The organism is Pseudoxanthomonas jiangsuensis (assembly GCF_010093185.1).
Taxonomy (GTDB): Bacteria; Pseudomonadota; Gammaproteobacteria; order Xanthomonadales; family Xanthomonadaceae; genus Pseudoxanthomonas; species Pseudoxanthomonas jiangsuensis.
Map to the genome: position 1 here is coordinate 1 of NZ_PDWL01000003.1, position 26122 is coordinate 26122.

Genomic DNA, 26122 nt, shown 5'->3' on the forward strand with positions numbered 1-26122 from the left:
GCTCAGCTCCGCGATCTTGGCTGGCGTGCTGTTTGGTCTGTGCATGGCCGCCTACTTCCGCCACCTGGCCCGCAAGCACCGCCTTCCTTCATGGAGCGCGTACACAGATGCGCAGCCGTGAGCGCATATAACAACTCATTCAAGCCGAACCCGCTTCGCGGGTCGGCTTAATTCCGGCGTTAGGCACGTGGAGAGGCTTATGAAGCGCTTGTGGGTTCTGATTTTGGTCGTGGCGTCGGGGGCAGCTTTCGCGTGCGACAAGTCAGCGAAGGAGCCTCGGTCGAGGATGTGGTGTTCAACAACATCTCCCCTCAGACAATGGAGCTGGATCAAGAATTACAGAGCAAGTATGGGTGCAAGTACCCATTCGCTATTATCTTCAGCTCCGAGGGTTACGAGCCTATGAGTCTTGTTGGGGGGTCCCAGCCACCAACGCCTACCGATGATGCGGGGGCTCCTATTACCGGCGAGGTACTGATCGGATTCGTTCTGAATACGGACGGCACACCCGTGGATCCTGTCGTACTCCGGAGCCAAGACGAGCGGCTGGCCAAGATCGCCGCAGAGCACGTAACTGGCCTTAGATACAAGCCTTCACAGTTCAAGTCCCGGCCAGTTCGCTCGCTAGGTATCCAGGTCTACCAGTTCAAGTGACTGGCTACGTGCCTAACAATTCATTCAAGCCGAACCGGCTTCGCCGGTCGGCTTAACTAAGGCGTTAACACTCACAAGGAAGGTTCAATCGTGTCCGGAAAAATCAAGATCAAACGCCAAGGTTCCCGACCTAATCGGCAGGAAGCTATCTACGAGATTGAAGCTGCGCAAAGCACGCAGAACGCAGATGACCTCACTGCTCCTTCGCCGCCTGCAGGATTTTTGGTGTACATCGGTAACAACACATTTCTGCCAACTTGTTTCGAGATGGCCGAAAAAGCTGATGCGGCCCTGGATGCACATCTTGCATCTATCTCTAACTCAGCACCCGAGTAATCGCTAGTGAGTTCTAACAATTCATTCAAGCCGATGCCGCTTCACGGCACGGCTTAATTCAAGCGTTGGGCTTCACAAACAGGGCGTATAGTGGGTGACTCTCAATCAGAGGAGACGTGCCATGGTCAAAGTCGCACTGTTCGTTCGCTTGGAAGCAAAGCCCGGAAAAGAGAAAGAAGTAGAGCAGTTTCTGCTGGGCGGGCTTCCGCTAGTCCAAGCGGAGCCTGCCACTACTGCATGGTTTGGCATTCGTTTGGGGCCATCCACGTTCGGCATTTTTGACGCCTTCCCCGATGAGGCAGGCCGTCAGGCTCATCTTGCCGGCAAGGTTGCCGCGGCCCTCATGGCCCAGGCAGGCGACCTTTTTTCTACACCGCCGTCCATCGAGATGGTTGACGTTCTAGCGGCCAAGCTGCCTGGTTAGTGAAGCCCAACAAGGCACTCCAGCCGACCGTTTTGCCTTCGCTTCGCTACGGCAAAACGGCGGCTGAGTTTGAGCGTTAGGGCTCACTTCATGCTTCCGTCGCAGAACAAGTATGTGCTTGCGGAGAAGTCGTGGTGGCCCCGGTTCCATGGCACATGCGGCACTGGCGGCTCGAATCATCGCGGGCGTGCCGGTAGATTGCCCGCCATGGATGCTTCGCCCACCCCTGCCACCGTCCGTTCCGCCCCTGCCGCCGGCCACGCCGGGACCTGGACCGGGATCGCCTGCGGCATGGGCGCCGGTGCCCTGTGGGGCCTGGTGTTCCTGGCGCCGGAGCTGGCGCGCGAGTTCAGTCCCCTGCAGCTGACCATCGGCCGCTACCTCTGCTACGGGCTGGTCGCCGCGGCCCTGGTCGCGCCGCGCTGGCGCGCCCTGTTCGGGCGCCTGCCGCGGCGGCAGTGGCGCAACCTGGCCTGGCTGGCGCTGGCGGGCAACACGGTCTACTACCTGTTGCTGTCGGCCGCGGTGCAGAACGGCGGGATCGCGATGACCTCGCTGGTGATCGGCTTCCTGCCGGTGGCGGTGACGGTGATCGGCAGCCGCGACCATGGCGCGGTGCCTCTGCGCCGGCTGTGGCCCTCGCTTTTGCTGTGCGCGGGCGGGGCGCTGTGCATCGGCTGGGAGGCGCTGGCCGGGACAGGCGAGGGGCTGGCCGGGCGGCAGCTGTTCGGCCTGGCCTGCGCGATCGGCGCGCTGGCCTCGTGGACCGCGTATGCGATCGGCAACGCGCGCTGCCTGGTGCGGCTGGAGCAGGTCTCGGCGCACGACTGGAACCTGCTCACCGGCCTGGTCACCGGCGCGCAAAGCCTGTTGCTGGTGCCGCTCGCCCTCGTGCTGGGCGCGGGCGACCACGACGCGGCGGCGTGGATGCGCTTCGGCGCGGTCTCGGCCGGGGTGGCGGTGTTCGCCTCGATCGCCGGCAACGCCCTGTGGAACCGGATGAGCCGGCTGCTGCCGCTGACCCTGGTCGGGCAGATGATCCTGTTCGAGACCCTGTTCGCGCTGGTCTACGCCTTCCTCTGGGAGCGGCGCCTGCCGACCGCGCTGGAGGTGGCGGCGCTGGCCTGCGTGGTGCTGGGCGTGCTGTCGTGCATGGCCGCGCACCGGCGGCCGCTGGCGATCGAGCCCGGGGCACAACGCGCGGCATCCGTCCCTCCGATCACGGCGCGATCAGGTCCACCGGGCTAGCGTCTCCCCACGCAGTAGCGACAGTGGAGGAACGCGAATGCACATGAAGCGATGGACGATGCCGGTGGTGGCGATGGCGATGCTGGCCGTGGCCGCCTGCGGCCCGCGTCCCGGCGAAGCGGACGTCTCGGAGAATCCGGTGCCGACCGCCGGTTCGCACCAGCCGGACAATCCCAGCCCCTACGGCACCGGCGCCCAGGAAACCCGCTCGAACGAGGAAGCCAAGGCCGCCGATGCGCCCAACGACGACGGCGACGGCGTCGAGGAAGCGGACGAACCGCCGCGCCGCTGAGGCGGCAGCGATCGAATGGCGTGGCGATGATTTCTCCGGCAACGACCGCGCTGCGCCTGCAGGCATCCGGCGGCGGCCAATCGCGCGGCCTTCCCGATTAGAATCCACGGTTCCCTCAGGCAGCGCTTCTCCCCACGTATGACCTCTCCCTCCACGCCCCTGCGCGGCAGCATCGTCGCGCTCGTCACCCCGATGCACGCGGACGGCAGCGTCGACTACGACGCCTTGCGCCGGCTGATCGACTGGCACGTGGCCGAGGGCACCGACTGTATTGGTGTGGTCGGCACCACCGGCGAGTCGCCGACGGTGAACGTGGAGGAGCACTGCGAGATCATCCGGGTCGCGGTCGAGCAGGCTGCCGGCCGGGTGCCGGTGATGGCCGGCTGCGGCGGCAACTCCACCGCGGAAGCGATTGCGCTGGCGAAGTTCGCGCGCCAGGTCGGCGCCGACAGCCAGTTGCAGGTGGTGCCCTACTACAACAAGCCGGGCCAGGAAGGGCAGTACCGCCACTTCCGTGCGATCGCCGAGGCCACCGGCGATCTGCCGATCGTGCTCTACAACGTGCCCGGCCGCACCGTGGCCGACCTGCAGCACGACACCGTGCTGCGCCTGGCGCAGGTGCCGGGGATCGTCGGCATCAAGGAGGCCACCGGCAACCTGGAGCGGGCGCAATGGCTGGTGCGCGAGGCGCCGGCAGGCTTCTCCATCTACTCCGGCGACGACGCCACCGCGGTCGCGCTGATGCTCTGCGGCGGCCACGGCAACGTCAGCGTCACCGCCAACGTCGCGCCGCGGCTGATGCGCGAGCTGTGCGCGGCGGCGCTGGCCGGCGACGTGGCCACGGCGATGGCGATCCAGCGCCGGCTGCTGCCGGTGCACCGGCAGCTGTTCGTCGAGGCCAATCCGATCCCGGTGAAGTGGGCGCTGGCGCGGCTGGGTCGTTGCGGCGGCACCCTGCGCCTGCCGATGACCGAGCTGGAGCCGGGCAACCAGGCCAGGATGGAAGCGGCGCTGGGCGAGGCCGGGCTCCTGTAGGAGCCGGGAGACCAGACATCCGTCCGTGGAGGAGCGCCGGCGACCGTGGAGGCGGACGCAGCAATGGCACCCGGTTTCACGCAGACGCTTCCGCCAAGGCGGTCGCCGGCAAGACCGGCTCCTACAAGGAGCGGCGCCCGCGCCAGGGTTCGCCCGGCCCGCGCAGGTAGTGTCGCCACACGTGGCCCCACGGCACCGCCAGCGGCACCAGGACCACGCCGACCATGCAGGCGAACCAGACCTCGTGCCCATATTCGCCCAGGGTGCCCGCGCGCCATGCCGGCCAGGCGGTGGCCAGCAGCCACAGCAGCTTCCACGCCAGTTCGAACAGCAGCAGCGGCAGCATCCGCAGCGGATGGCGCAGGCCGAGCAGGCACAGCAGCGACAGGGCTCCGAGCACGGCGCGCACCACCGAATGGGGATCGGCGGAGGTATCGGCCGGGGCCAGGATCGAAGGCCACAGGCTCAGGCCCAGGCCGACGGCGATCAGCAGGTACATCCCGCGCAGCAGGTACAGGCGCAGGGTGGCAACGTCCGGTGGGATGGGCATGGCGTTGTTACCCGAAATGGTCGCCGGCGATGCTGCCCTGGAGGCATGCCGATGGCATGTGCCGGTCGTTGGCGAACTTGTAGGCGCCGGGTCTCCCGGCGTCTGCAGGGGCTCAGGCGATCAGCAGCTTGGACCGGGTGCGCCGCGCCGCGGCGGCGTCCGGCATCGCCTTCCAGGCCGCGGCGATCAGCCGCACCGCTTCGACCAGTTGTTCCTCCGGCCGCGCGTAGGGCAGGCGCAGCCACTGGTCCAGGCCGCCGTCCACGCCGAACACCGGGCCGGGCGCGATGTGCACGCCGGCGCGCTCGACCTCGGCGGCCAGCACAGTTGCGCTGCCGTGCGGCAGCTGTACCCACAGGGTCAGGCCGCCGTCGGGCAGGCGGAAGCGCCAGTCGGGCAGGTGTTCGCGCAGGGCCGCGGCGAGCGCATCGCGCTGCCGGCGGTTGCGTTCGCGCCGAGCGGCGTAGGGGTCGTCGGCGTCGAGCAGCTCGCAGGCCACCAGCTGGTCGAACAGCGAGCTGCCCAGGTCCATCTGCGCGCGGGTGGCGACGATCCGCTCGATCTGTTCGCGCGGGGCGCGGATCCAGCCCACGCGCAGGCCGCCCCAGCCCAGCTTGGAGGCGCTGCCGACGGTGACCGCGTCGGTGGCGTGCAGCGCGAACGGCGCCGGCATCGGCACGGCCGACAGCCGGGTGGCCTGCAGGGTCTCGTCGACGATGGCCACGGTGCCGGTGGCGCGCAGCGCGGCGGCGTAGCGCGTGCGGGTGGCGTCGTCCATCAGCTGGCCGGTCGGGTTCTGGAAGTCGGGGATCAGGTAGGCGAAGCGCGGCGCGGTCTGGCGCAGGGTGGCTTCGATCCCGGCCAGGTCCCAGCCGTCCTCGCCCAGGGGGTCGGCCAGCGGCGAGGCGATCAGCGCGGCGCCGCCCAGGCGCAGGGCGTCGATCGCGTTCGGGTAGCCGGGCGATTCGACCGTGATGCGGTCGCCCGGCCGGGTCAGGGCACGGGCGGCGATGGCGATGGCCGACAGCGCGCCGGAGGTGACCACGATCTGCTGGGCGCGGGTGGGCAGGCCGCGGCGCGCGTAGGCCTCGGCGATGCGCGCCTGCAACGCCGGCAGGCCGGAGGGCAGGTAGCCGTCGCTGCCCAGGTAGGCCGGCAGGGCGGCCAGGGCGCGGGCATAGGCGGCGGCGATGCCGTCGGCCGCGGCGCCGGCGGCGCAGGTCAGGTCGATCGCGCCCTGCGGCGACTGCCGCGTACCCAGGCTGCGCAGGGCGCGGTCGTGTGCGCGGCGGCGCTCGGGCGGGGCGGTGGCGAAGGTGCCCGAGCCCTGGCGCGCGCTGGCGAAGCCGCTGGCCGCCAACTCGGCGTAGGCGCGGGTGACCGTGTTGCGTGACACCCCCAGCGCTTCGCCGACCCTGCGCTCGCTGGGCAGCCGGGTGCCGATCGGGATGCGGCCATCGCCGATCAGCGCCTGCAGCGCCTGGCACAGGCCGCGGTAGGCGGGATCGCGGTCGAACGGGCCGACCAGCGCGGCCAAGCGCGCGGGAGCGATGGAACGGTGCATGGGGCCACTATCGCACGATTGGCTCTATGGCAGAGGGCCAATTCCCCTCATCGTGGCCCGCATGAAGACCGATCGCTCCCCCCTGGGCCTGGCCAACCTCGGCCCGCTGGCGCAACTGAAGGCCGGGCGCCTGCCCGAACGCGTCTGCCGGCTGCTGGCCGGGCTGTGGATCTACGGCCTGGCCATCGCCCTGATGATCGAGGGCGCGCTCGGCGCCTCGCCCTGGGACGTGTTCCACCTGGGCGTGTCGCGGCACCTGCCGGTCTCGTTCGGCACGGTGATGGTGCTGGCCGCCGTGGTGGTTTTGCTGGCCTGGATTCCGCTGCGGCAGATGCCCGGCCTGGGCACGATCGCCAACACCCTTTTGCTGGGGCCGTTCGCTGACGCCAACCTGGCCTTGCTGCCGACCCCGGATGCCTTGTGGCTGCGAGTGGCGTTCATGCTCGCCGGGGTGGTCGCCTGCGGTTTCGCCACCGCCCTGTACGTGGGCGCGCAACTGGGCCCCGGGCCGCGCGACGGGCTGATGACCGGCCTGACCCGCCGCACCGGCTGGCCGCTGCGGCGGGTGCGTACGCTGATGGAGGTGACGGTGCTGGCGGTCGGCGTCGCGCTCGGCGGCACCCTGGGCGTGGGCACGGTGGTGTTCGCGCTGGCGGTCGGGCCGCTGACCCAGTTCTTCCTGCGCGGGCTGGTGGTGCGGCTGGATCCGCCGGCGGGCGAAGCCGTGCGCGGCGAGGCGAACTGAGGGCGGTCATTCGTGCGTCGGTGTCGGCCGGCTGCGCGAATACGTATGCGGCCGCGCATGCCGCGGGTCCGCTCCGCAGCGCAGCGTCGATAATGCGCGGCCGTTCCAACGCCGAGTCCGCCACGTGTCCTCCACCCCGCGCCTGCAGCAGCACGCCACCCGCGCCGCCTTCTTCCTGCCCGGCTTCGCGATCGCGGCGTGGGCGCCGGTGGTGCCGTTCGCCAAGGCCCGCGCCGGTCTGGACGAGGCGACCCTGGGGATGGTCCTGCTGTGCCTGGGCGCTGGCTCGCTGCTGGCGATGCCCCTGGCCGGGGCGCTGGCGGCGCGGCAGGGCTGCCGGCGGGTCATGGTGGTGGCGTCCCTGCTGATCTGCGCGGTGCTGCCGGCGCTGGCCTGGCTGTCCAGCCCGGTGGCGCTGGGCCTGGTGCTGTTCGTGTTCGGCGCGGCGATGGGCGCGATGGACTGCGCGATGAACCTGCAGGCGGTAGTAGTCGAACGCGAGAGCGGGCGGCCGCTGATGTCCGGCTTCCACGGTTTCTACAGCGTGGGCGGGTTCGCCGGCGCGGCGGCGATGACCCTGCTGCTGAGCCTGCGGGTGCCTTTGTGGCTGGCGTGCGCGGCGGCCACGGTGCTGCTGCTGGCGTTGCTGCCACTGTCGGCGCGGCACTGGCGCGGCGAGCGGGTCGCGCAGGACGCGCCGGCCTTCGCCTGGCCGCACGGGATCGTCCTGCTGATCGGCGCGGCCTGCTTCGTGATGTTCCTGGCCGAGGGCGCGATGCTGGACTGGGGCGCGGTGTTCCTGGACGAGGCGCGCGGCATGGATCCGGCGCGCGCGGGCATCGGCTACGTGGTGTTCGCGCTGGCGATGACCGCCACCCGCCTGGCCGGCGACCGCCTGGTCGCGGTGGTGGGGCGGATGCGCGCGGTGGCGGGCGGGGCGGTGCTGGCGGCGGGCGGGTTCGCGTTGGCGACTTTGCTGGTGTCGCCCGTGGCGGCGCTGGTCGGCTTCGCCCTGGTCGGGATCGGCTGCGCCAACATCGTGCCGGTGATGTTCACCCTGGCCGGGCGGCAGACGGCGATGCCGGAGAGCCTGGCGATCCCGGCGGTGACCACGTTGGGCTACGCCGGCGTGCTGGCGGGGCCGGCGCTGATCGGCTTCCTCGCCCATGGCACCTCGCTGGTGTTCGCCTTCCTGTGCCTGGCGGTGTCGCTGCTGGCGGTGGCGGTGACGCCGCGCTGGCTGCGGCGGGTGTAGCTCGCCGGCAACCGCAACCGCAACCGCAAATGCATCGGGTTGCGCGGGCTTCTGGATTCCTGCCTTCGTCCCCGCGACTTTGCTTCCCCTGTAGGAGCCGGTCTTGCCGGCGACCGTGGAGGCGGACGCATCTATGGCAACCGGTTTCACGCAGACGCATCCGCCATGGCGGTCGCCGGCAAGACCGGCTCCTACAAGAAGAGTGCGAGGCGGACCGAAACGCTGCAGTTTCCGCTCTTGATCATGCTTTTCAGCCTTCCCGCAGGCACACCGGTTCACCCACATGCCTGCCGGGTCGGCCGATGGCCGGGCGCGAATCTGCCAGAATCGGCACCGACTTCCCGCCACCCGGCCGCTACCACCGATGAGTGCACCCGCTTCGCCACGCCGCATCCTGTTCGCCAGCCTCATCGGTACGACGATCGAGTTCTTCGATTTCTACATCTACGCCACCGCCGCGGTGCTGGTGTTCCCCAAGCTGTTCTTCCCGGCGGCCGAACCGGCCGCGGCGACCCTGCAGTCGCTGGCCACCTTCGCCCTGGCGTTCTTCGCCCGGCCGCTGGGCTCGGCCCTGTTCGGCCACTACGGCGACCGGATCGGGCGCAAGGCCACCCTGGTGGCGGCGCTGCTGACCATGGGCGTCTCCACCGTGGTGATCGGTCTGTTGCCGACCTACGCCCAGATCGGGGTGGCCGCGCCGGCGCTGCTGGCGCTGTGCCGCTTCGGCCAGGGCCTGGGCCTGGGCGGGGAGTGGGGCGGGGCGGTTTTGCTGGCCACCGAGAACGCGCCGCCGGGCAAGCGCGCCTGGTACGGCATGTTCCCGCAGCTGGGCGCGCCTTTGGGCTTCCTGTGCTCGACCGGGATCTTCCTGCTGCTGACCCACTTCCTGAGCGATGCCCAGTTCCTGGCCTGGGGCTGGCGCATCCCCTTCATCGCCAGCGCCGCGCTGGTGCTGACCGGGCTGTGGGTGCGGCTGCGGATCACCGAGACCCCGGCGTTCCAGCGCACCCTGGAGCGCGAGGAGCGCGAGCGCCTGCCGATGGCCACCGTGCTGACCCGGCATGCGGGCACCCTGGTGGTCGGCACCCTGGCGCTGATGGCGACCTTCGTCCTGTTCTACCTGATGACCGTGTTCGCGCTGAGCTGGGGCACCTCGGCCCTGGGCTACGGGCGCGAGCAGTTCCTGTGGCTGCAGATGGCCGGCGTGCTGTGCTTCGCCGCCACCATCCCGGTCTCGGCGGTGTACGCCGACCGCCACGGCCGGCGCACGGCAATGATCCTGGCCACGGCCGGCATCATCGTCTTCGGCCTGCTGTTCGAGCCGCTGTTCGCCGCCGGCAACGCCTGGCAGGTGCTGCTGTTCCTGGGCCTGGGGCTGGGCCTGATGGGCCTGACCTACGGCCCCTGCGGGACGATCCTGGCCGAGATGTTCCCCACCCCGGTGCGCTACACCGGCGCCTCGCTGGCGTTCAACCTGGCCGGCATCCTCGGCGCCTCGCCGGCGCCGTACATCGCCACCCGCCTGGCGGGCAGCCATGGCATCGCCTCGGTCGGCTGGTACCTGTCGGGGATGGCGACGCTGACCCTGCTGGCGCTGTTGCTGGTACCGAAGCGGCCGGTGTAGGAGCCGGTCTTGCCGGCGAGCGTGGAGGCGGACGGATCATTGGCAACCGGTTTTGCGCAGACGTCTCCGCCATGGCGGTCGCCGGCAAGACCGGCTCCTACCCGAACAGCCGGTGCACCGTGCGGGTCAGCCAGCCGCCCTGCTGGTGCTCGCGGGTGAAGCGGTCCAGGTGCCGGCGCACCTGCTCCGAATAGGCCTTGTCGTCGTTGCGGATGTGGTTGAACAGCCAGCGCGAGAGCATGCTCTTGAGCTCGTCGACCACGTCCTCGCCGGCCTGAAAGCGCATCCGGTACTCGCCCACCCGCTTGGTGAACACCTCGTGCACCCGCTTGTGCGCCGAGCAGAACGGATAGCCGGCCTCCTCCATCAGCTCCTCCTCGAAGGCGAAGTGGGAGAGGGTGTAGTCGACCAGTTCGTCGATCACGTCGGCCACCACCAGCGCCGAGGCGCCGGTCTGGGCCTGGTGCAGCTGGTTGATCATCGAGACGATGCGACGATGCTGGTCGTCGATCACTTCGATGCCGGTGTTGAGGTCGTCTTGCCAGAGCAGCAGGGCCATGGGGGCAGCCACGCATTCGATGGGGAATGCGCGCAGGCTAGTGGCGGCGCCGCACGCACGCCTTGATCGCGATCAATGGCCGGGGCCGTGCGGCCGCGGCTCAACCCGCCGCGACCACCTGGTTGCGGCCGCCGGCCTTGGCCAGGTACAGCCGGCGGTCGGCCTCCGACAGCAGCCGGTGCAGGCTGTCGCCCGACTCGGCCGGGCACACGCCGATACTGACCGTCATCTTCAGCTCGCCGCCGCGCACCGGCACCCGCAGGTCCTCGATCCGCCGGCGCAGGGTGTCGAAGTACGCGTCCAGCTCCGCCTCGTCCAGGCCCGGCACCAGCAGGCAGAACTCCTCGCCGCCGAAGCGCGCGATCTGGTCCTGGCGTCGGGCATGGCCGGAGACCGCCTGGGCGGCCGCGCGCAGGGCGAAGTCCCCGGTCTCGTGGCCCCAGCTGTCGTTGATGTGCTTGAAGTGGTCGATGTCGATCATCGCTGCGGCCACCGGCTCGCCGGCCTCCTGCAGCTTCGGCACCAGCCGTTCGGCCTGCTCGAGGAAGTGGCGGCGGTTGGGCAGGCCGGTGAGGAAGTCGCGGGTGGCCAGGTCCTGCAGGCTGCCGATCAGCTCCAGCTGGTCCACGTTCTGCGAGACCCGGCAGAAGAACTCCTCGCGCGAATAGGGCTTGCGCAGGAAGTCGTTGGCGCCGTTCTTGAGGAAGTGGGCGACCAGGCCCGGGTCGTCGCGCCCGGACACGCCGATCACCGCCACCCGGTCGCGCGCGCGCAGGGCGCGCAGGCGCCGGGTCAGCTCGATGCCCTGCATGCCCGGCATCTCCTGGTCCACCACCGCCAGGCGGATGGTCGGGTCGGCCTCGATCGCGGCCAGTGCCGCCTCGCCGCCGTCGGCCTGGACCACCCGGTAGCCGAACATCTCCAGCAGGATCGAGGCGTGCATCCGCGCCGAGGTCGAATCGTCCACCACCAGGGCCGAGATCCGCCGGTTGCGCTCCAGCCTCTGCACCAGCCAGACGATGTAGTCCAGGCTGCCGGGGGTGCTCTTGAGCACGAAGTCGATGATCTGCCGGCGCAGCATCCGCACGCGCAGGTCCTCGTCGTACACCCCGCTGACCACCACGGTGGGCAGGCCCCGGCGCAGGAAGCAGTCGACCACGGTGTCGCGGTCGCCGTCGGCCAGGACCAGGCCGGTGAGGACCATGAACCAGTCGTCGTGGCTGTCCAGCTCGGCCCGGGCCTCGGCCAGGGTGGTGGCAACGGTGACCGGCAGTTCCAGCTGCTGCTCGATCGCCTGGGCCACCACCTGCATGTAGGCGCGCGAGTTCTCCACCAGCAGCACCCTCTGCGGCAGGGAGGAGGAGGAAGGCCGGGTTGTCAGCGGCAGCGGGTGCATGCGGAAGGCGGCAGTTGCGCAGTCTGTCCGAGGAATAGCGGCGGCGCGGCGGCGGACTTTAGAGACCGGTCACAGAATTTTTGCGACGCGGCACGCGGCCGGCACGGTCACCACAGCGCGTCGCGCAGCTTGTACCAGGCCATCGCCAGCACCAGCAGGGGCGTGCGCAGGGCGCGGCCGCCGGGGAAGGGCGCGTGCGGGATCCGGGCGAACAGGTCCAGGCGCCGCGACTGGCCGCCGATCGCCTCGGCGATCAGCCGGCCGGCCAGCCCGGTGCTGGCCACCCCGTGGCCGGAGAAGCCCTGGGCGAAGAACACGTTGGGCGCCAGCGCCCCCCAGTGCGGGGCGCGGTTGAGCGAGATGTCGACGTAGCCGCCCCACAGGTACTCGATCGGCACTCCGGCCAGCTGCGGGAACACCGCGCGGATCCGCCGGCGCATCACCCCGCCCAGGTTCGGCGGCGGGAAGCTGGAATAGCTGGCGCGGCCGCCGAACAGCAGGCGGTGGTCGCGGCTGAGGCGGAAGTAGTCAAGCGCCCAGTTCACGTCGGCCACCGCCATGTCGTTGCGGATCAGGGCCCGGGCGCGCGCCTCGCCCAGCGGCGCGGTGGCGGCGATGTAGGTGCCCACCGGCATCACCCGCGACTCCAGTTCCGGGGCGATCCCGCGCAGCCAGGCGTTGCCGGCGATCACCGCGAAGTCGGCCGCGACCTCGCCGCGGGCGGTGCGCAGGCGCGGCTTCGGCCCGCGCACCAGCTCGACCACCGGCGAATGCTCGAAGATCCGCACGCCGGCCGCCAGCGCCGCGCGGGCCAGGCCGAAGGCGTATTCCAGCGGGTGCAGGTGGCCGCTGAGCGGGTCGTACATCGCGCCCAGGTAGCGGTCGCTGTCCAGCTCGGCGCGCAGGCGCGCCCGGTCCCACCACTGCAGGGGGTAGCCGTACTTCTCCGCCATCTCGACGATGCCCGCGCGCAGGGCGCGTTCCTGGCGCGGCTTGATCGGGACGTGGGCATGGCCGTCGCGCCAGTCGCAGGCGATCGCGTGCTCGGCGATGCGCGCGCGCAGCAGGCCCATGCCCTCGCGCGAGAGCTCGAACAGCGCGCGCGCTGCATCCAGACCGAGCAGGTCTTCCAGGGTCGACTGCTCGCAGCCGTAGCCGACGATGGCCTGGCCGCCGTTGCGCCCCGAGGCGCCCCAGCCGATCCGCTGCGCCTCCAGCACCACCACCCGGTAACCGGCCCGGGCCAGTTCCAGCGCCGCCGACAACCCGGTGTAGCCCGCGCCGAGGATGCACACGTCGGCATCAGCGATGCGCCCGTCCAGCGCCGGCTGCTCCGCCGGCGGCGCGGCGCTGGCGGCGTACCAGCTGGGCGGGTAGGCCGCGCTCATGGCATCGGGCTCCTACACCGTGCGCAGGTACCAGGCATAGTCCAGATCCGTGACCAGGGCGTCGAAGTCGCGCATCTCCTTGTACTTCTGCTGCCCGTAGATGTGCCGGAACTGCGCCCCGTACCAGTCGGCGGCGAAGCTGCTGCCGAGGAAGTCCTCGATCGCGTCGCGCCAGTACGGCGTGCGCACCTCGAACTGCTCGTAGGCATTGCCCGTCACCGGCGGCCCCGGGTCCAGCCTTTGCTCGATCCCGTGCAGCATCCCGGCCAGCACCGCCGCCGCGACCAGGTAGGGATTGGCGTCGGCGCCGGCGATGCGGTGCTCGATCCGGGTGTTGGCCGCGTCGCTGTGCGGGATGCGCATGGCCACTGTGCGGTTGTTGAAGCCCCAGCTGTCATTGAGCGGCACGAACGCGTTGGCGACGAAGCGCCGGTAACTGTTGGCGTGCGGCGCGAACAGCAGCAGGTTGTCGCGGGCGCTGGCCTGCAGCCCGCCGACCGCGTGGCGCAGCGCGTCGGCCGGGCCGGCCTCGTGCCCGGAGAACAGGTTGCGTCCCTGCGCGTCGAGCAGGCTCACGTGCAGGTGCAGGCCGCTGCCGGCCTGGCCGGCCAGCGGCTTGGCCATGAAGCTGGCCAGCGCACCCTGCTGCTGGGCGATGGCCTTGATCGCGCGCTTGAGCAGGATCGCGTCGTCGCAGGCGGCCAGGGCGTCGTCGCGGTGCTTGAGGTTGATCTCGAACTGGCCCGGCGCGTATTCGGCGACCGCGGTGTCGGCGGGAATGTGCTGGGCGCGGCAGGCCTGGGCGACCGCGTCGATGAAGGCCGCGTTCTCGTCCAGGTCGTCGATCGAATAGACCTGGGTGCTGGCGTTGCGGCGGCCGCTGCTGGCGTTGATCGTGGCCTGCGGACGGCCGTCGGCGTCGGCCAGGCGGTCGAACAGGTAGAACTCCAGCTCCACCGCCAGCACCGGTACGATGCCCAGCGCGCGGTAGCGGTCGAGCACGCGCTCCAGCACCCGCCGCGGATGGGCCTCGAACCAGCCGCCCTGGCCGTCCTCCATCCGCAGCAGCAGCTGGAACGCCGGCCGCGGCGACCATGGCACCGGGCGCAGGCTGCCCGGCACCGGCCGGCAGATCCGGTCCTCGTCGCCGATGTCGTAGCCCAGCCCGGTCTCCTCGACCGTGTTGCCGGTGATGTCGGCGGCCACCAGCGACATCGGCAGGCAGACCCCGCCGGCGTAGACCTTCTCCAGGCTCTGCGCGGCGACCCGCTTGCCGCGCAGCACGCCGTTGCTGTCGGGCAGCAGCAGGTCGACCTGGGCCTCGGCGTGGCCGGGCACGCCGAGCAGGGTCTGCAGGTCCTCGGGCGGCAGCGCGGACGGGGCGGTTTCGCGGTTCATGGGCGGACCTCGGCGGGTGCGGGGCGAGAGTAGCAGGCCGGCGCTTCGTCAAGAATACTCAACGCCGCGGCGGCGTTCTGCGCACCAATACGGTGCCTTTAGCGTGAATACGACCCTCCCACCGCCGTCGTGTTGTAAAAATAAAACGGCCGGGGTAAGTTGCCGGAACGCCATCGGACGCTTCGCGCATGGCCCTGCCGCCCCTGGTCGGACTGCCGTCGGACCGCAAACAGATCGGCCTGCATCCCTTCCTTGCGGTGGGCGAGAAGTACGTGCGAGCGGTGGTGGTGGGCGCGCAGGCGACCCCCGTGCTGCTGCCCTCTTTACAGCCGCCGGTGGCGCCCGACGAATGGCTGGCGCGGCTGGACGGACTGCTGCTCACCGGCGCGGTCAGCAACATCGAGCCGCACCACTATTCCGACGAGCCCAGCTGGGACGGCAACCTGCACGACCCGGCGCGCGACGCCACCACCCTGGGCCTGGTCCCGCGGGCGCTGGCCTTGGGGATGCCGGTGCTGGCGATCTGCCGCGGCTTCCAGGAAGTGAACGTGGCCCTGGGCGGCAGCCTGCACCAGAAGCTGCACGAGGTGCCCGGCCTGGCCGACCACCGCGAGAATCCCGACGACCCGCTGGAGACCCAGTACGCGCCGGTGCAGGACCTGCGCCTGGCCGAGGGCGGCCTGCTGGCCGCGATCGCCGGCGGCACCGCGGCCCGGGTCAACTCGCTGCACGGCCAGGGCCTGGCCCGGCTGGGCCGCGGCCTGGCGGTCGAGGCGACCGCGCCGGACGGGGTGGTCGAGGCCTTCCGCGGCACCGGCGAGGGCTTCCTGCTCGGGGTGCAGTGGCACCCGGAGTGGCAGGTCGCCGACGACCCGTTCTACCTCGGCATCTTCCAGGCCTTCGGCCGCGCCTGCCGCGAATACGCGGCCCGGCGCGCGCCGCGGGCGATCCCGGCCACGGCCGCCTGATCCCGACCATCCCATGAGCACCCGCCAGACCGACCAGCGCAAGGCCACCAGCACCGCCCAGCAGGAAAGCTCCCTGCGGCGCTGGCTCAAGGAGCGCCGGATCACCGAGGTCGAGTGCCTGGTCCCGGACATCACCGGCAATGCCCGCGGCAAGATCATCCCGGCCGACAAGTTCAGCCACGACTACGGCACCCGCCTGCCCGAGGGCATCTTCGCCACCACCGTCACCGGCGACTATCCGGACGACTACTACGAGCTGACCTCGCCCTCGGACTCGGACATGCTGCTGCGCCCGGACCCGGACACTGTGCGCATGGTGCCCTGGGCCACCGACCCGACCGCGCAGATCATCCACGACTGCCACACCAAGGACGGCAAGCCGCACGAGCTGGCCCCGCGCAACGTGCTGCGCCGGGTGCTGGCCGAGTACGCCAGGGAAGGGCTGCAGCCGGTGGTGGCACCCGAGCTCGAATTCTTCCTGGTGCAGAAGAACACCGACCCGGACTTCCCCTTGCAGCCGCCGGCCGGGCGCAATGGCCGCCCGGAGACGGCGCGGCAGTCGTACTCGATCGACGCGGTCAACGAGTTCGATCCGATCCTGGACCTGATGTACGACTACTGCGAGGCGATGGAGCTGGACGTGGACACCCTGATCCACGAATCCGGCGCCGCCCAGCTGGAGGTCAACTTCACCCACGCCGGCGCGCTGTCGCTGGCCGACCAGGTGTTCCTGTTCAAGCGCACCATGCGCGAGGCGGCGATGCGCCACGGCGTGTACGCCACCTTCCTGGCCAAGCCGATGGAGAACGAGCCCGGCAGCGCCATGCACATCCACCAGAGCGTGGTCGACGCCAAGGGCCGCAACGTCTTCACCGGGAAGAAGCCGGGGCAGTTCAGCCCGGTGTTCGCCCATTACCTCGCCGGGCTGCAGAAGTACGTGCCGATGGCGATGGCGTTCTTCGCCCCCAACGTGAACTCCTACCGCCGGCTGATGTTCGGCGAGGTCTCGCCGAGCAACGTGCTGTGGGGCTACGACAACCGCACCTGCGGCCTGCGGGTGCCGATGGACACCCCGGAGAACCAGCGGGTGGAGAGCCGCTTCGCCGGCTCCGACGCCAACCCCTACCTGGCGATGGCCGCGACCCTGGCCTGCGGCCTGCTCGGCATCCGCGAGAAACTGCAGCCCACGCCGCCGACCGCCGCCAGCGCCAAGGACGTGGGCTACGCCCTGCCGCGCTCGCTGGGCGAGGCCCTGGATGCGCTGGAGGGCTGCGCCGAGCTGGCCGAGATGCTCGGGCCGCGCTTCGTGCGCGCCTACGTCTCGGTCAAGCGCAAGGAATACGAGACCTTCTTCCGCGTCATCAGCTCCTGGGAGCGCGAGTTCCTGCTGCTGAACGTCTGAACCCGCCGTCGTCCCGGTACACACCGGAACCCAGCGACTCCCGCTTTCGAAGGACATGAACCGGCCACCATGACGATCGACATCAGCGAGCTGCAGCGCCTGGACGCCGCCCACCACCTGCACCCGTTCAACGACAACGCCGCGCTGGCGAAGAAGGGCACCCGGGTGCTGGTCCGCGGCGAGGGCTGCTACGTCTGGGACGCCGAGGGCCACCAGCTGCTGGACGCCTTCGCCGGGCTGTGGTGCGTGAACATCGGCTACGGCCGTCCGGAGCTGGGCGAGGCCGCCTCCAGGCAGATGACCCGGCTGGCGTACTACAACAGCTTCTTCCAGTGCACCACCGAGCCGACCATCCGCCTGGCGGCCAAACTGGCCGAACTGACCCCGGGCGACGTCAACCACGCCTTCTTCGTCAACTCCGGCTCGGAGGCCAACGACACCATCCTGCGCCTGGTCCGGCACTTCTGGGCGGTGCAGGACCAGCCGCAAAAGAACATCTTCATCGGCCGCCACAACGGCTACCACGGCACCACCGTGGCAGGCGCCAGCCTGGGCGGGATGAAGGCGATGCACGGGCAGGGTGGGTTGCCGATCCCGGACATCGCCCACATCGAGCCGCCGTTCTGGTTCGCCGACGGCGGCGACCTGGACGAGGACGAGTACGGCCTGCGCGCCGCGCGCCGGCTGGAGGACAGGATCCTGGAGCTGGGCCCGGAGCGGGTGGCGGCCTTCATCGGCGAGCCGATCATGGGCGCGATCGGGGTGTACATCCCGCCGCGGACCTACTGGCCGGAGATCGAGCGGATCTGCCGCAAATACGACGTTTTGCTGGTGGCCGACGAGGTGATCTGCGGCTTCGGCCGCACCGGGCAGTGGTTCGGCGCGCAGCACTTCGGCTTCCAGCCGGACGTGATGACCCTCGCCAAGGGGATCACCTCCGGCTACATCCCGCTGGGCGCGGCGATGTTCAACGACCGCGTCGCCGGGGTGCTCAAGGACAGCGGCGGCGAACTGGCGCACGGGGCGACCTATTCCGGCCACCCGGTGTGCGCAGCGGTGGCTTTGGAGAACCTGCGGATCATGCAGGACGAGCACATCGTCGAGCACGCCCGCGAGCAGATCGCGCCCTACCTGGCCCAGCGCTGGGCCGAGCTGGGCGAGCACCGGCTGGTCGGCCAGGCCCGGATCACCGGGCTGATGGGCGCGCTGGAGCTGGTCCCGGACAAGGGCCGGCGCGGGTTCTTCGACGAGCGCGGCACCGTCGGCGCGCTGTGCCGCGACATCGCCCTGCGCAACGGCCTGATCCTGCGCGCCACCTACGACTCGATGCTGCTGTCGCCGCCGCTGGTGATCACCCGCGCGCAGGTGGACGAGCTGTTCGACAAGGCCTGGAAGTCGCTGGACCAGACCGCGCAGGAGCTGGGCCGGTGAGCGTCGCCGCCGCCGCGGTGGGCAAGCGCCCCCTGGCGGCGCTAACCTGCGCGGGTCTTTCCGCCATGAGGATATCCCGATGAAACCGCGCCCGCTGACCCCGCGCCTGCCCACTCCGCGCCTGCTGATGGTGGGCATCGCCGCCGCCCTGCTCGCCGCCTGCGGCGGCAAGGACCCGGCCGCCCCCACCGGTGCGGACGGCCAGGCCGGCGCCGAGGAGAAGGTGCTCAACGTCTACAACTACTCGGACTACATCGCCGAGGACACCATCCCCAACTTCGAGCAGCAGACCGGCATCCGCGTCACCTACGACGTCTACGACAGCGACGAGATCGTGGAGACCAAGCTGCTGGCCGGTTCCAGCGGCTACGACATCGTGGTCCCGACCCTGAACTTCTTCGGCCGCCAGATCCAGGCCGGGGTGTTCAAGGAACTGGACAAGTCCAAGATCCCGAACCTGGCCAACCTGGACCCGAAGGTGATGGAACGCATCGCCGCCCAGGACCCGGGCAACAAGTACGGCGTGCCGTACATGGTCGGCACCACCGGCATCGGCTACAACGTCGACAAGGTCACCGCCGCCTTCGGCAGCGCCGACATCGCCAACAGCTGGGACCTGGTGTTCAAGCCGGAGAACATCGCCAAGCTCAAGGACTGCGGCGTGACCCTGCTCGACACCCCGTCGGACATGATCCCGATCGCCCTGCACTACCTGGGCCAGGACCCGCACAGCGAGGATCCGGCGACGATCCAGAAGGCCGCCGACCTGATCAGGTCGATCCGCCCCTACGTGCAGAACTTCCACTCCAGCCAGTACGTCAGCTCGCTGGCCAACGGCAGCACCTGCCTGGTGGTGGGCTGGTCGGGCGACATCATCCAGGCCCGCGACCGCGCGCAGGAGGCCGGCAACGGCGTCAACGTGGCCTACTCGATCCCGAAGGAAGGCACCGCGCAGTGGTTCGACATGCTGGCGATCCCGGCCGACGCCAAGCATCCGCAGAACGCCTACGCCTTCATCAACTACCTGCTCGAACCGCAGGTGGCGGCCAACAACACCAACTACATCCAGTACGCCAACCCGGTGATCGCGGCCACCGCGCTGGTGGACGAGGAGATCCGCACCGATCCGACCATCTACCCGCCGGAGGACGTGGCGGCGAAGATGTTCACCTACGCGATCAACACGCCGGAGACCGACAAGCTCTACACCCGGCTGTGGACGGAGATCAAGACCGGCCGCTGAGCCGGGGACGGCTCCCGGCCAGGCCCGGCCGGGAACCGCCAAGCCTCTTTCCAAGGCGACAGGGCAGCAACAGGCAGCATCGCAACATCGAGCGGCAGAGGTGGGAGGTCGAGGGGAGGGGAACCCGTGGACGCCTGCCGGACGGCGGCGTCGTGCACAACCGAACGGCCCTGCGGGGCGAAGGGGAAGCGACGATGAAGACGTGGAAACCGGGGTTGCTGTTGGGAACGCTGGCGCTTGCGGTGCTGGCCGGGTGCGGGAAGAAGGAAGAGGCGGCCGGCGCCGCGGCGCAGGCCGGGCCGGCCGATGCCGGCGTGCTGCACGTCTACAACTGGTCCGACTACATCGCCGAGGACACCGTCCCGAACTTCGAGAAGGAGAGCGGGGTCAAGGTCACCTACGGCGTGTTCGACAGCAACGAGGTGCTGGAGGCCAAGCTGCTGGCCGGCAGCTCCGGCTTCGACGTGGTGGTGCCCTCGCTGCAGTTCCTCGGCCGCCAGATCCAGGCCGGGGTGTTCCAGCCGCTGGACAAGGCCAGGCTCAAGAACTACGCCGGGCTCGATCCGGAACTGATGAAGCGGATCGCGGTCCAGGACCCGGGCAACGAATACGGCATCCCCTACCTGTGGGGCACCACCGGCATCGGCTACAACGTCGACAAGCTCACCGCCGCGTTCGGCGGCACCGACATCGCCGCCAGCTGGGACCTGGTGTTCAAGCCGGAGAACATCGCCAAGCTCAAGGACTGCGGGGTGATGATGCTCGACACCCCGACCGAGCTGGTGCCGATCGCGCTCAACTACCTGGGCGAGGATCCCAACAGCACCGACCCGGCGGTGATCCAGAAGGGCGCCGACCTGCTCAAGACCATCCGCCCCTACATCCAGACCTTCCATTCCAGCCAATACATCGACGCCCTGGCCAACGGCAGCGCCTGCCTGGTGGTGGGCTGGTCGGGCGACATCCTGCAGGCCCGCGACCGCGCCGCCGAGGCCGGCAACGGGGTCGAGGTGGCCTATTCGATCCCGAAGGAGGGCACGCCGCTGTTCGTGGACATGCTGGCCATCCCCAAGGACGCCAAGAACCTGGACAACGCCTACGCCTTCATCGACTACCTGCTGCGTCCGGAGGTGGCGGCGGCCAACAGCAACTACGTCAGCTATCCCAATCCGGTGCCGGCCTCGCTGCCGTCGGTGGACCAGGCGATCCGCGAGGACCCCACGATCTACCCGCCGCCGGAGGTCGCCGCCAAGCTGTTCACCCTGGCGATCATCCCGCCGGAAGTGGACCGGATCTACACCCGGCTCTGGACCGAACTGAAGACCGGCCGTTAGGCTGCGGTCGAACCCAGGTGCGGCCGCCGCCCGGCGGCCGCCACCCCCACCAGCCACAACCTGGAGTGTCCATGGCGGCGAGCAACGAACGCGCGGGCGGGCCCCCCGCCCAGACCTCGGCCGAGGGCGATGCGGCCCGCTACCTGCGGATCGAGGGCGTGCGCAAGGAGTTCGACGGCTTCGTCGCCGTGGACGACGTCAACCTGGACATCCGCAAGGGCGAGATCTTCGCCCTGCTCGGCGGTTCGGGCAGCGGCAAGTCGACCCTGCTGCGCTGCCTGGCGGGCTTCGAGCGTCCGACCCGGGGGAAGATCGTGCTCGACGGCGACGACATCACCGAGCTGCCGCCGTACGAGCGGCCGATCAACATGATGTTCCAGTCCTACGCCCTGTTCCCGCACATGACCGTGGAGCAGAACATCGCCTTCGGCCTGAAGCAGGACGGCCTGGCCAAGGATGCGATCCGCAAGCGCGTGGCCGAGATGCTCGAGCTGGTCCAGCTCGGCAAGCTGGCCAGGCGCAAGCCGCACCAGCTCTCCGGCGGCCAGCAGCAGCGCGTGGCCCTGGCCCGTTCCCTGGCCAAGGGGCCCAAGCTGCTGCTGCTGGACGAGCCGATGGGCGCGCTGGACAAGAAGCTGCGCTCGCGCATGCAGCTGGAACTGGTCAACATCATCGAAACCTCCGGGGTGACCTGCGTGATGGTCACCCACGACCAGGAGGAGGCGATGACCATGGCCACCCGCATCGCCCTGATGGACCAGGGCTGGATCCAGCAGGTCGGCACCCCGGACGAAATCTACGAGCAGCCGGCCAATCGCTTCGCCGCCGAGTTCATCGGCTCGGTCAACCTGGTCGACGCGACCATCGACGAGGACGAGCCGGACTACGTGACCCTGAAAACCCCGGCGTTCGAGGCGCCGATCTACATCGGCCACGGCATCACCGGCTTCGAGGGCCAGCAGGTGTCCTTCGCCCTGCGCCCGGAGAAGCTGGGCATCGGCAAGGACGAGCCGGCCCAGCCGCACAACAAGGCCCACGGCACGATCGAGGACATCGCCTACTTCGGCAGCCACTCGGTCTACCACGTGCGTCTGCCGTCCGGGTTCAAGCTGATGGCCAACTTCGCCAACGAGAAGCGCTGGGCCAGCGAGGGCCTGACCTGGGGCGACCACGTCTGGCTGTGGTGGGACGACAACGACGGCGTGGTGCTGACCTCATGAACGCCAAGGCCCTCAAGCGCTGGCTGCCGTCCGGGCGTTGGGCGGTGATCGCGGTGCCGTTCCTGTGGCTGCTGTTCTTCTTCGCGATCCCGTTCCTGATCGTGCTGAAGATCTCCTTCTCGCGGCTGGCCATCGCCATGCCGCCGTACACCCCGATCCTGGAATACGTCGAAAACGCCCTGACCCTGCGCCTGAACCTGGGCAACTACGCGGCCCTGTTCGGTGACTCGCAGTACGTGCTGGCCTACCTGAGCTCGATCAAGATCGCGGCGGTCTCGACCCTGTTCTGCCTGCTGATCGGCTACCCGATGGCCTACGCGATCGCGCGGATGAAGCCGTCCACCCGCAACATCGCGCTGATGGCGGTGGTGCTGCCGTCGTGGACCTCGTTCCTGATCCGGGTCTACGCCTGGATCGGCATCCTCGACGCCAACGGCATCCTCAACCGCACGCTGATGGCGCTGGGGATCACCGACGCGCCCCTGCGGATCCTCTACACCCCGCTGGCGGCCTACATCGGCATCGTCTACTGCTACCTGCCGTTCATGATCCTGCCGCTGTACGCCAACCTGGTGAAGCTGGACAACCGCCTGCTGGAGGCGGCCTACGACCTGGGCGCGCGGCCGTGGCAGGCGTTCGCCCGCATCACCCTGCCTCTGTCGCGCTCGGGGATCATCGCCGGCTGCATGCTGGTGATGATCCCGGCGGTGGGCGAGTTCGTGATCCCGGAGATGCTGGGCGGGCCGGACACGCTGATGATCGGCCGGGTGCTGTGGGGCGAGTTCTTCAACAACCGCGACTGGCCGGCGGCCTCGGCGGTGGCGATCGTGATGCTGCTGCTCCTGCTGGTGCCGATCCTGGTGTTCAACCGCCAGCAGCAGAAGGAACTGGAGGGCCGGCTGGCATGAACCCGACCCTGGGCCAACGCGCGCTGCGCTGGGCGGTGCTGGTGCTCGGCTTCGCCTTCCTGTACCTGCCGATCGTTTTGCTGGTGGTGTACTCGTTCAATTCCTCGCGCCTGGCCACGGTATGGGCCGGCTTCTCGACCAAGTGGTACGGCGAGCTGCTGCGCGACCGGCAGATGCTGGACGCGGCCTGGGTGAGCCTGCGGATCGCGTTCTGGACGGCGAGCGCGGCTACCGTGATCGGCACCCTCGGGGCGATGGTGATGACCCGGTTCCGGCGCTTCCCGGGCAAGACCGTGTTCGGGGCGCTGATCACCGCGCCGCTGGTGATGCCGGAGGTGATCATCGGCCTGTCGATCCTGCTGATGCTGGTGTCGGTGGGCGCGGCCCTGGGGATCCCGTCCAAGGGCATGGTGGCGATCTGGATCGCGCACGTGACCCTGACGGTGTCGTTCGTGACGGTGGTGGTGTCCTCGCGCCTGCAGGAGCTGGACAAGTCGCTGGAGGAGGCGGCGATGGACCTGGGGGCGAACCGGGTCAAGGTGTTCTTCCTGATCACCCTGCCGATCATCGCGCCGGCGCTGATGAGCGGCTGGCTGCTGGCGTTCACCCTGTCGCTGGACGATGTGGTGATCGCCAGTTTCGTCGCCGGCCCGGATTCGACCACGCTGCCGATCAAGGTGTTCTCGTCGGTGCGCCTGGGCGTGAGCCCGAAGATCAACGCGCTGGCCACCCTGCTGATCATGGCGGTCTCGCTGGCGGCGGTGATCGGCTGGTGGCTGATGTACCGCGAGGACAAGCGCCGCCAGCGCGACATGCAGCTGGCTTTGCAGGAGAACGGCTGAGTTTTCCCGGCTCTTCGAAGGCAAAAGCGACGGCATCGGGTTTGGCCGACTTCGGACTGAGCCGCGGCGAACCGGCCGTGTCGTGGCCGCTCGGGCGCGCCTCCGTGTGCGCACTCCGTGCCCTGGGTCTGCGGTGCAAGTGGCACATGGACGTGCCACGGCCGCGAGTTGCGGGCAGGACGCCCGCCCGAGCGGTGCACCGCAGACCCAGGGCACGGCGGACCCGTCCGGAGTCAGCGCTTTTAACCACCACCACCGTTCCGCCACCGCAACAGTCCGGTGAAACCCGCAGGGTTATCCTGCGGGCCACTGCCCCCATCCTTGCGCCTGGCCATCGAGGAGGGAAAGCCATGAACACCATCGACCCGCGCGGCGAGCCCGCCCGCCTTATCCGCAAGGTGCACGGCCGCGCCGCCTCCGATGGCGCCGGGGTCAAGCTGACCCGCGTCATCGGCGGCCCGGAACTGCCGGAACTCGACCCGTTCCTGCTGCTGGACGAGTTCGGCACCGACCGGGCCGAGGACTACCTCGCCGGTTTCCCCAGCCACCCGCACCGCGGTTTCGAGACCGTCACCTACATGCTCGACGGGCGCATGCGGCACAAGGACAACCACGGCAACGAAGGCCTGCTGACCCCGGGCAGCGTGCAGTGGATGACCGCCGGCCGCGGCCTGGTCCACTCGGAGATGCCCGAGCAGGAATCCGGGCGCATGCGCGGCTTCCAGCTGTGGGTGAACCTGCCCGCGCGCGAGAAGATGACCGATCCGCGCTACCAGGAGTTCGCGCCCGACCTTATCCCGGTCGTGCGGCCGGCGCCGGGCGTGGAGGTGAAGGTGATCGCCGGCCGCGTCGGCGACACCCTCGGCCCGATCGTGCAGCCGGCCACCGATCCGCTGTACCTGGACATCGCCCTGGAACCAGGCAAGGCCTGGGAATACCCACTGCCCGAAGGCCACAACGTGTTCGCCTACGTGTTCGAAGGCGCGCTCGGCGTGGGCGAAGGCGACGATGCGCGGGCCTTGGAGACCCATGAGATGGGCGTGCTCGGCGGCGGCGGTCGGCTGGCTTTGCGCGCCGGCGAAGCGGGCGCGCGCCTGATCCTGGTCGCCGGCCGGCCCCTGCGCGAGCCGGTGGCGCGGCACGGGCCATTCGTGATGAACACCCGCCAGGAGCTGATGCAGGCCTTCGTCGACTTCCAGGAAGGCCGGTTCTGAGGCGGGTCGCCGATCAGTTCAGGGCGATGCCCTGGGCCAGGCCCAGCGCGCTTTGCAGCTGCGCCGGGTCCTCGGCATCGACCCAGAACTGGGCGTAACGGCCGTCGTCCAGTTCGACCACGGTGATCCGCTTCTCCAGCCCGGTGTCCTGGGCGATGGCGGGCCGGTACCAGTGCATCTCGTAGCGGCCGATCATGCCTTCCTCGACCCGGTGGCGGCGCTGCAGGCGCACGGTCGGCTTGCGGGTGAGCATCACCCCGAAGACCTGGCGGCCCTCGGCATCCATCGCCCGGCATACGTCGAAGCCGTCGCCGGCCTGCCGTTCCCAGCGCAAAGGGCTGCCGTCGGGCATGGCCGGGCAGGCCTGCTGCGCGGACGCGGAAGCGGCCTGGAATGCGAGCGGCAGGGATAGCAGAACGGCGATCGTCTTATTCATGGGGGTACCCGGAAGGAATCGGACCTGCGGACATGCCACGGCGCGGGACCCATGCGGGCCCGGCCGCACGGGCGCGGCATCCGCCGCACCGGCACGTCCTCCTGTTTCCCCCTCTCATCCCGCGCCTGGCGGCGCCGGATATGCTCCCGCGGCGACCATAGCCCGCGCGCGGCCGGCGGCGCAATCAGAAATTGCGCTGGAAATCGAACCGCTGGCGGCCGCCGGCGGCGTCCACGCTGACCTCGATCCGGACCACGTCGCGGGTGCCGATCGCCACCATGCCGATGTGGTCGATGTAATCGCCGGTGCCGACCGCACGCATGGCGATCTCCTGCTGCTGGCCGGCCAGGTTGCGGGCCCGGGCATGGACCTGGCCTTCGGCGACGATTTCATCCCCGGGCGTTTCACCCGGCCGGCGCAGGGCGACCACCAGCAAGGCCTGGCCGGCCGAGCGCTCGATCCCGTACTGGCGGGCGACCGCTTCGCTCAGCGCCAGGGTCGGCAAAAGGTTGTAGTGCGCGCGCAGGGGACCCTGCAGGTCGGCCACCGCCGGCGCCGGCGGCACGAACTGCGCCGCCACCGGCGCCTGGCCGCCGCCGCATCCGGCCAGTGCGGCCGTGAGCAGCGAAGCCAGCGCGGCGGCAAACACGTGGCCA

At 69.8% G+C, this 26122-nt stretch carries 26 protein-coding genes; 18 read left to right on the plus strand and 8 right to left on the minus strand.

What is annotated here, in order from left to right:
- Nucleotides 1-16 precede the first annotated feature (16 nt).
- From CSC62_RS18255 to dapA, 6 genes are all read left to right on the plus strand, one after another.
- Entirely contained in the window at nt 17-121 is a 105-nt protein-coding gene (locus CSC62_RS18255; RefSeq protein WP_425501983.1) for a DUF6404 family protein, read from the plus strand.
- Nucleotides 122-744: 623 nt separating this feature from the next.
- The gene (locus CSC62_RS02500; protein WP_162404602.1) at nt 745-990 is read left to right on the plus strand and encodes a hypothetical protein; all 246 of its coding nucleotides are present in this window, start codon (nt 745-747) and stop codon (nt 988-990) included.
- 121 nt (nt 991-1111) lie between these two features.
- Nucleotides 1112-1414 (plus strand): putative quinol monooxygenase, encoded by a 303-nt coding sequence (locus CSC62_RS02505; protein WP_162404603.1) that lies wholly within the window; start codon nt 1112-1114, stop codon nt 1412-1414.
- A 207-nt stretch (nt 1415-1621) separates the two neighbouring features.
- Entirely contained in the window at nt 1622-2662 is a 1041-nt protein-coding gene (locus tag CSC62_RS02510; protein WP_162404604.1) for a DMT family transporter, read from the plus strand.
- A gap of 43 nt (nt 2663-2705) precedes the next feature.
- Nucleotides 2706-2954, plus strand: a complete 249-nt coding sequence (locus CSC62_RS02515; protein ID WP_162404605.1) for a hypothetical protein — start codon at nt 2706-2708, stop codon at nt 2952-2954.
- A 138-nt stretch (nt 2955-3092) separates the two neighbouring features.
- Nucleotides 3093-3989, plus strand: coding sequence for a 4-hydroxy-tetrahydrodipicolinate synthase (gene dapA, locus CSC62_RS02520; RefSeq protein WP_162404606.1), 897 nt, complete (start codon nt 3093-3095; stop codon nt 3987-3989).
- Nucleotides 3990-4110: 121 nt separating this feature from the next.
- Here dapA and CSC62_RS02525 read toward each other — a convergent pair whose 3' ends face one another.
- Complete coding sequence (locus CSC62_RS02525) at nt 4111-4539, minus strand: hypothetical protein (protein ID WP_162404607.1); 429 nt, start codon at nt 4537-4539, stop codon at nt 4111-4113.
- A gap of 112 nt (nt 4540-4651) precedes the next feature.
- Nucleotides 4652-6103, minus strand: a complete 1452-nt coding sequence (gene yczR, locus CSC62_RS02530) for a MocR-like transcription factor YczR (RefSeq protein ID WP_162404608.1) — start codon at nt 6101-6103, stop codon at nt 4652-4654.
- A 61-nt stretch (nt 6104-6164) separates the two neighbouring features.
- On the opposite strand from yczR, the gene yczE reads away from it, so the two are divergent.
- The 3 genes from yczE (at nt 6165) to CSC62_RS02545 (ending at nt 9727) form a co-directional block, all read left to right on the plus strand.
- Nucleotides 6165-6848: a membrane protein YczE gene (yczE, locus tag CSC62_RS02535; protein WP_162404609.1), complete on the plus strand. Its 684-nt coding sequence runs from the start codon at nt 6165-6167 to the stop codon at nt 6846-6848.
- Between the two features lie 124 nt (nt 6849-6972).
- A complete protein-coding gene (locus CSC62_RS02540; RefSeq protein WP_162404610.1) occupies nt 6973-8103 on the plus strand; it encodes an MFS transporter in 1131 nt (376 codons plus the stop codon).
- A gap of 364 nt (nt 8104-8467) precedes the next feature.
- Nucleotides 8468-9727, plus strand: coding sequence for an MFS transporter (locus tag CSC62_RS02545; RefSeq protein ID WP_211368915.1), 1260 nt, complete (start codon nt 8468-8470; stop codon nt 9725-9727).
- Nucleotides 9728-9824: 97 nt separating this feature from the next.
- Here the strand turns inward: CSC62_RS02545 and CSC62_RS02550 are convergent, their stop codons facing one another.
- The 4 genes from CSC62_RS02550 to CSC62_RS02565 form a co-directional block, all read right to left on the minus strand.
- Nucleotides 9825-10286, minus strand: coding sequence for a bacteriohemerythrin (locus tag CSC62_RS02550; protein ID WP_162404611.1), 462 nt, complete (start codon nt 10284-10286; stop codon nt 9825-9827).
- Nucleotides 10287-10386: 100 nt separating this feature from the next.
- Nucleotides 10387-11682 carry a diguanylate cyclase gene (locus CSC62_RS02555; protein ID WP_162404612.1) on the minus strand — a complete coding sequence of 432 codons (1296 nt, stop codon included), beginning with the start codon at nt 11680-11682 and terminating at the stop codon, nt 10387-10389.
- A gap of 107 nt (nt 11683-11789) precedes the next feature.
- A complete protein-coding gene (locus CSC62_RS02560) occupies nt 11790-13070 on the minus strand; it encodes an NAD(P)/FAD-dependent oxidoreductase (RefSeq protein ID WP_162404613.1) in 1281 nt (426 codons plus the stop codon).
- Between the two features lie 12 nt (nt 13071-13082).
- Nucleotides 13083-14468 carry a glutamine synthetase family protein gene (locus CSC62_RS02565; protein ID WP_162404614.1) on the minus strand — a complete coding sequence of 462 codons (1386 nt, stop codon included), beginning with the start codon at nt 14466-14468 and terminating at the stop codon, nt 13083-13085.
- Nucleotides 14469-14656: 188 nt separating this feature from the next.
- Here CSC62_RS02565 and CSC62_RS02570 point away from each other — a divergent pair, with 188 nt between their 5' ends.
- The 9 genes from CSC62_RS02570 to CSC62_RS02610 all read left to right on the plus strand — a co-directional run bounded on the left by CSC62_RS02570 (nt 14657) and on the right by CSC62_RS02610 (nt 25030).
- Nucleotides 14657-15436 (plus strand): gamma-glutamyl-gamma-aminobutyrate hydrolase family protein, encoded by a 780-nt coding sequence (locus CSC62_RS02570; protein ID WP_162404615.1) that lies wholly within the window; start codon nt 14657-14659, stop codon nt 15434-15436.
- A 13-nt stretch (nt 15437-15449) separates the two neighbouring features.
- Complete coding sequence (locus CSC62_RS02575; protein WP_162404616.1) at nt 15450-16838, plus strand: glutamine synthetase family protein; 1389 nt, start codon at nt 15450-15452, stop codon at nt 16836-16838.
- A gap of 69 nt (nt 16839-16907) precedes the next feature.
- Nucleotides 16908-18269 (plus strand): aspartate aminotransferase family protein, encoded by a 1362-nt coding sequence (locus tag CSC62_RS02580; RefSeq protein ID WP_162404617.1) that lies wholly within the window; start codon nt 16908-16910, stop codon nt 18267-18269.
- 127 nt (nt 18270-18396) lie between these two features.
- Nucleotides 18397-19512 carry a polyamine ABC transporter substrate-binding protein gene (locus CSC62_RS02585; RefSeq protein WP_425501984.1) on the plus strand — a complete coding sequence of 372 codons (1116 nt, stop codon included), beginning with the start codon at nt 18397-18399 and terminating at the stop codon, nt 19510-19512.
- A gap of 194 nt (nt 19513-19706) precedes the next feature.
- The gene (locus tag CSC62_RS02590; protein WP_162404619.1) at nt 19707-20846 is read left to right on the plus strand and encodes a polyamine ABC transporter substrate-binding protein; all 1140 of its coding nucleotides are present in this window, start codon (nt 19707-19709) and stop codon (nt 20844-20846) included.
- A gap of 71 nt (nt 20847-20917) precedes the next feature.
- Nucleotides 20918-22066, plus strand: coding sequence for an ABC transporter ATP-binding protein (locus tag CSC62_RS02595; protein WP_162404620.1), 1149 nt, complete (start codon nt 20918-20920; stop codon nt 22064-22066).
- On the plus strand, nt 22063-22974 hold the full coding sequence (locus CSC62_RS02600) for an ABC transporter permease subunit (protein WP_162404621.1): 912 nt from the start codon (nt 22063-22065) through the stop codon (nt 22972-22974). Before CSC62_RS02595 ends, CSC62_RS02600 begins: the two co-directional genes overlap by 4 nt.
- Nucleotides 22971-23816, plus strand: coding sequence for an ABC transporter permease subunit (locus CSC62_RS02605; protein WP_162404622.1), 846 nt, complete (start codon nt 22971-22973; stop codon nt 23814-23816). Before CSC62_RS02600 ends, CSC62_RS02605 begins: the two co-directional genes overlap by 4 nt.
- A 350-nt stretch (nt 23817-24166) precedes the next feature.
- Nucleotides 24167-25030: a pirin family protein gene (locus tag CSC62_RS02610; protein ID WP_162404623.1), complete on the plus strand. Its 864-nt coding sequence runs from the start codon at nt 24167-24169 to the stop codon at nt 25028-25030.
- Nucleotides 25031-25043: 13 nt separating this feature from the next.
- Here the strand turns inward: CSC62_RS02610 and CSC62_RS02615 are convergent, their stop codons facing one another.
- Both CSC62_RS02615 and CSC62_RS02620 read right to left on the minus strand, forming a co-directional pair.
- A complete protein-coding gene (locus CSC62_RS02615; RefSeq protein ID WP_162404624.1) occupies nt 25044-25466 on the minus strand; it encodes a hypothetical protein in 423 nt (140 codons plus the stop codon).
- Nucleotides 25467-25650: 184 nt separating this feature from the next.
- The gene (locus CSC62_RS02620; protein ID WP_246194143.1) at nt 25651-26115 is read right to left on the minus strand and encodes a DUF4426 domain-containing protein; all 465 of its coding nucleotides are present in this window, start codon (nt 26113-26115) and stop codon (nt 25651-25653) included.
- Nucleotides 26116-26122: the final 7 nt, after the last annotated feature.

Coding starts and splice junctions, on each gene's coding strand:
- yczE (WP_162404609.1), top strand. CDS start 6,165: ATGAAGACCGATCGCTCCCCCCTGGGCCTGGCCAACCTCGGCCCGCTG.
- yczR (WP_162404608.1), bottom strand. CDS start 6,103: ATGCACCGTTCCATCGCTCCCGCGCGCTTGGCCGCGCTGGTCGGCCCG.
- CSC62_RS02575 (WP_162404616.1), top strand. CDS start 15,450: ATGAGCACCCGCCAGACCGACCAGCGCAAGGCCACCAGCACCGCCCAG.
- dapA (WP_162404606.1), top strand. CDS start 3,093: ATGACCTCTCCCTCCACGCCCCTGCGCGGCAGCATCGTCGCGCTCGTC.
- CSC62_RS02605 (WP_162404622.1), top strand. CDS start 22,971: ATGAACCCGACCCTGGGCCAACGCGCGCTGCGCTGGGCGGTGCTGGTG.
- CSC62_RS02580 (WP_162404617.1), top strand. CDS start 16,908: ATGACGATCGACATCAGCGAGCTGCAGCGCCTGGACGCCGCCCACCAC.
- CSC62_RS02585 (WP_425501984.1), top strand. CDS start 18,397: ATGGTGGGCATCGCCGCCGCCCTGCTCGCCGCCTGCGGCGGCAAGGAC.
- CSC62_RS02510 (WP_162404604.1), top strand. CDS start 1,622: ATGGATGCTTCGCCCACCCCTGCCACCGTCCGTTCCGCCCCTGCCGCC.
- CSC62_RS02590 (WP_162404619.1), top strand. CDS start 19,707: ATGAAGACGTGGAAACCGGGGTTGCTGTTGGGAACGCTGGCGCTTGCG.
- CSC62_RS02545 (WP_211368915.1), top strand. CDS start 8,468: ATGAGTGCACCCGCTTCGCCACGCCGCATCCTGTTCGCCAGCCTCATC.
- CSC62_RS02595 (WP_162404620.1), top strand. CDS start 20,918: ATGGCGGCGAGCAACGAACGCGCGGGCGGGCCCCCCGCCCAGACCTCG.
- CSC62_RS02610 (WP_162404623.1), top strand. CDS start 24,167: ATGAACACCATCGACCCGCGCGGCGAGCCCGCCCGCCTTATCCGCAAG.
- CSC62_RS02525 (WP_162404607.1), bottom strand. CDS start 4,539: ATGCCCATCCCACCGGACGTTGCCACCCTGCGCCTGTACCTGCTGCGC.
- CSC62_RS02560 (WP_162404613.1), bottom strand. CDS start 13,070: ATGAGCGCGGCCTACCCGCCCAGCTGGTACGCCGCCAGCGCCGCGCCG.
- CSC62_RS02505 (WP_162404603.1), top strand. CDS start 1,112: ATGGTCAAAGTCGCACTGTTCGTTCGCTTGGAAGCAAAGCCCGGAAAA.
- CSC62_RS02515 (WP_162404605.1), top strand. CDS start 2,706: ATGAAGCGATGGACGATGCCGGTGGTGGCGATGGCGATGCTGGCCGTG.
- CSC62_RS02600 (WP_162404621.1), top strand. CDS start 22,063: ATGAACGCCAAGGCCCTCAAGCGCTGGCTGCCGTCCGGGCGTTGGGCG.
- CSC62_RS02615 (WP_162404624.1), bottom strand. CDS start 25,466: ATGAATAAGACGATCGCCGTTCTGCTATCCCTGCCGCTCGCATTCCAG.
- CSC62_RS02565 (WP_162404614.1), bottom strand. CDS start 14,468: ATGAACCGCGAAACCGCCCCGTCCGCGCTGCCGCCCGAGGACCTGCAG.
- CSC62_RS02550 (WP_162404611.1), bottom strand. CDS start 10,286: ATGGCCCTGCTGCTCTGGCAAGACGACCTCAACACCGGCATCGAAGTG.
- CSC62_RS02570 (WP_162404615.1), top strand. CDS start 14,657: ATGGCCCTGCCGCCCCTGGTCGGACTGCCGTCGGACCGCAAACAGATC.
- CSC62_RS02555 (WP_162404612.1), bottom strand. CDS start 11,682: ATGCACCCGCTGCCGCTGACAACCCGGCCTTCCTCCTCCTCCCTGCCG.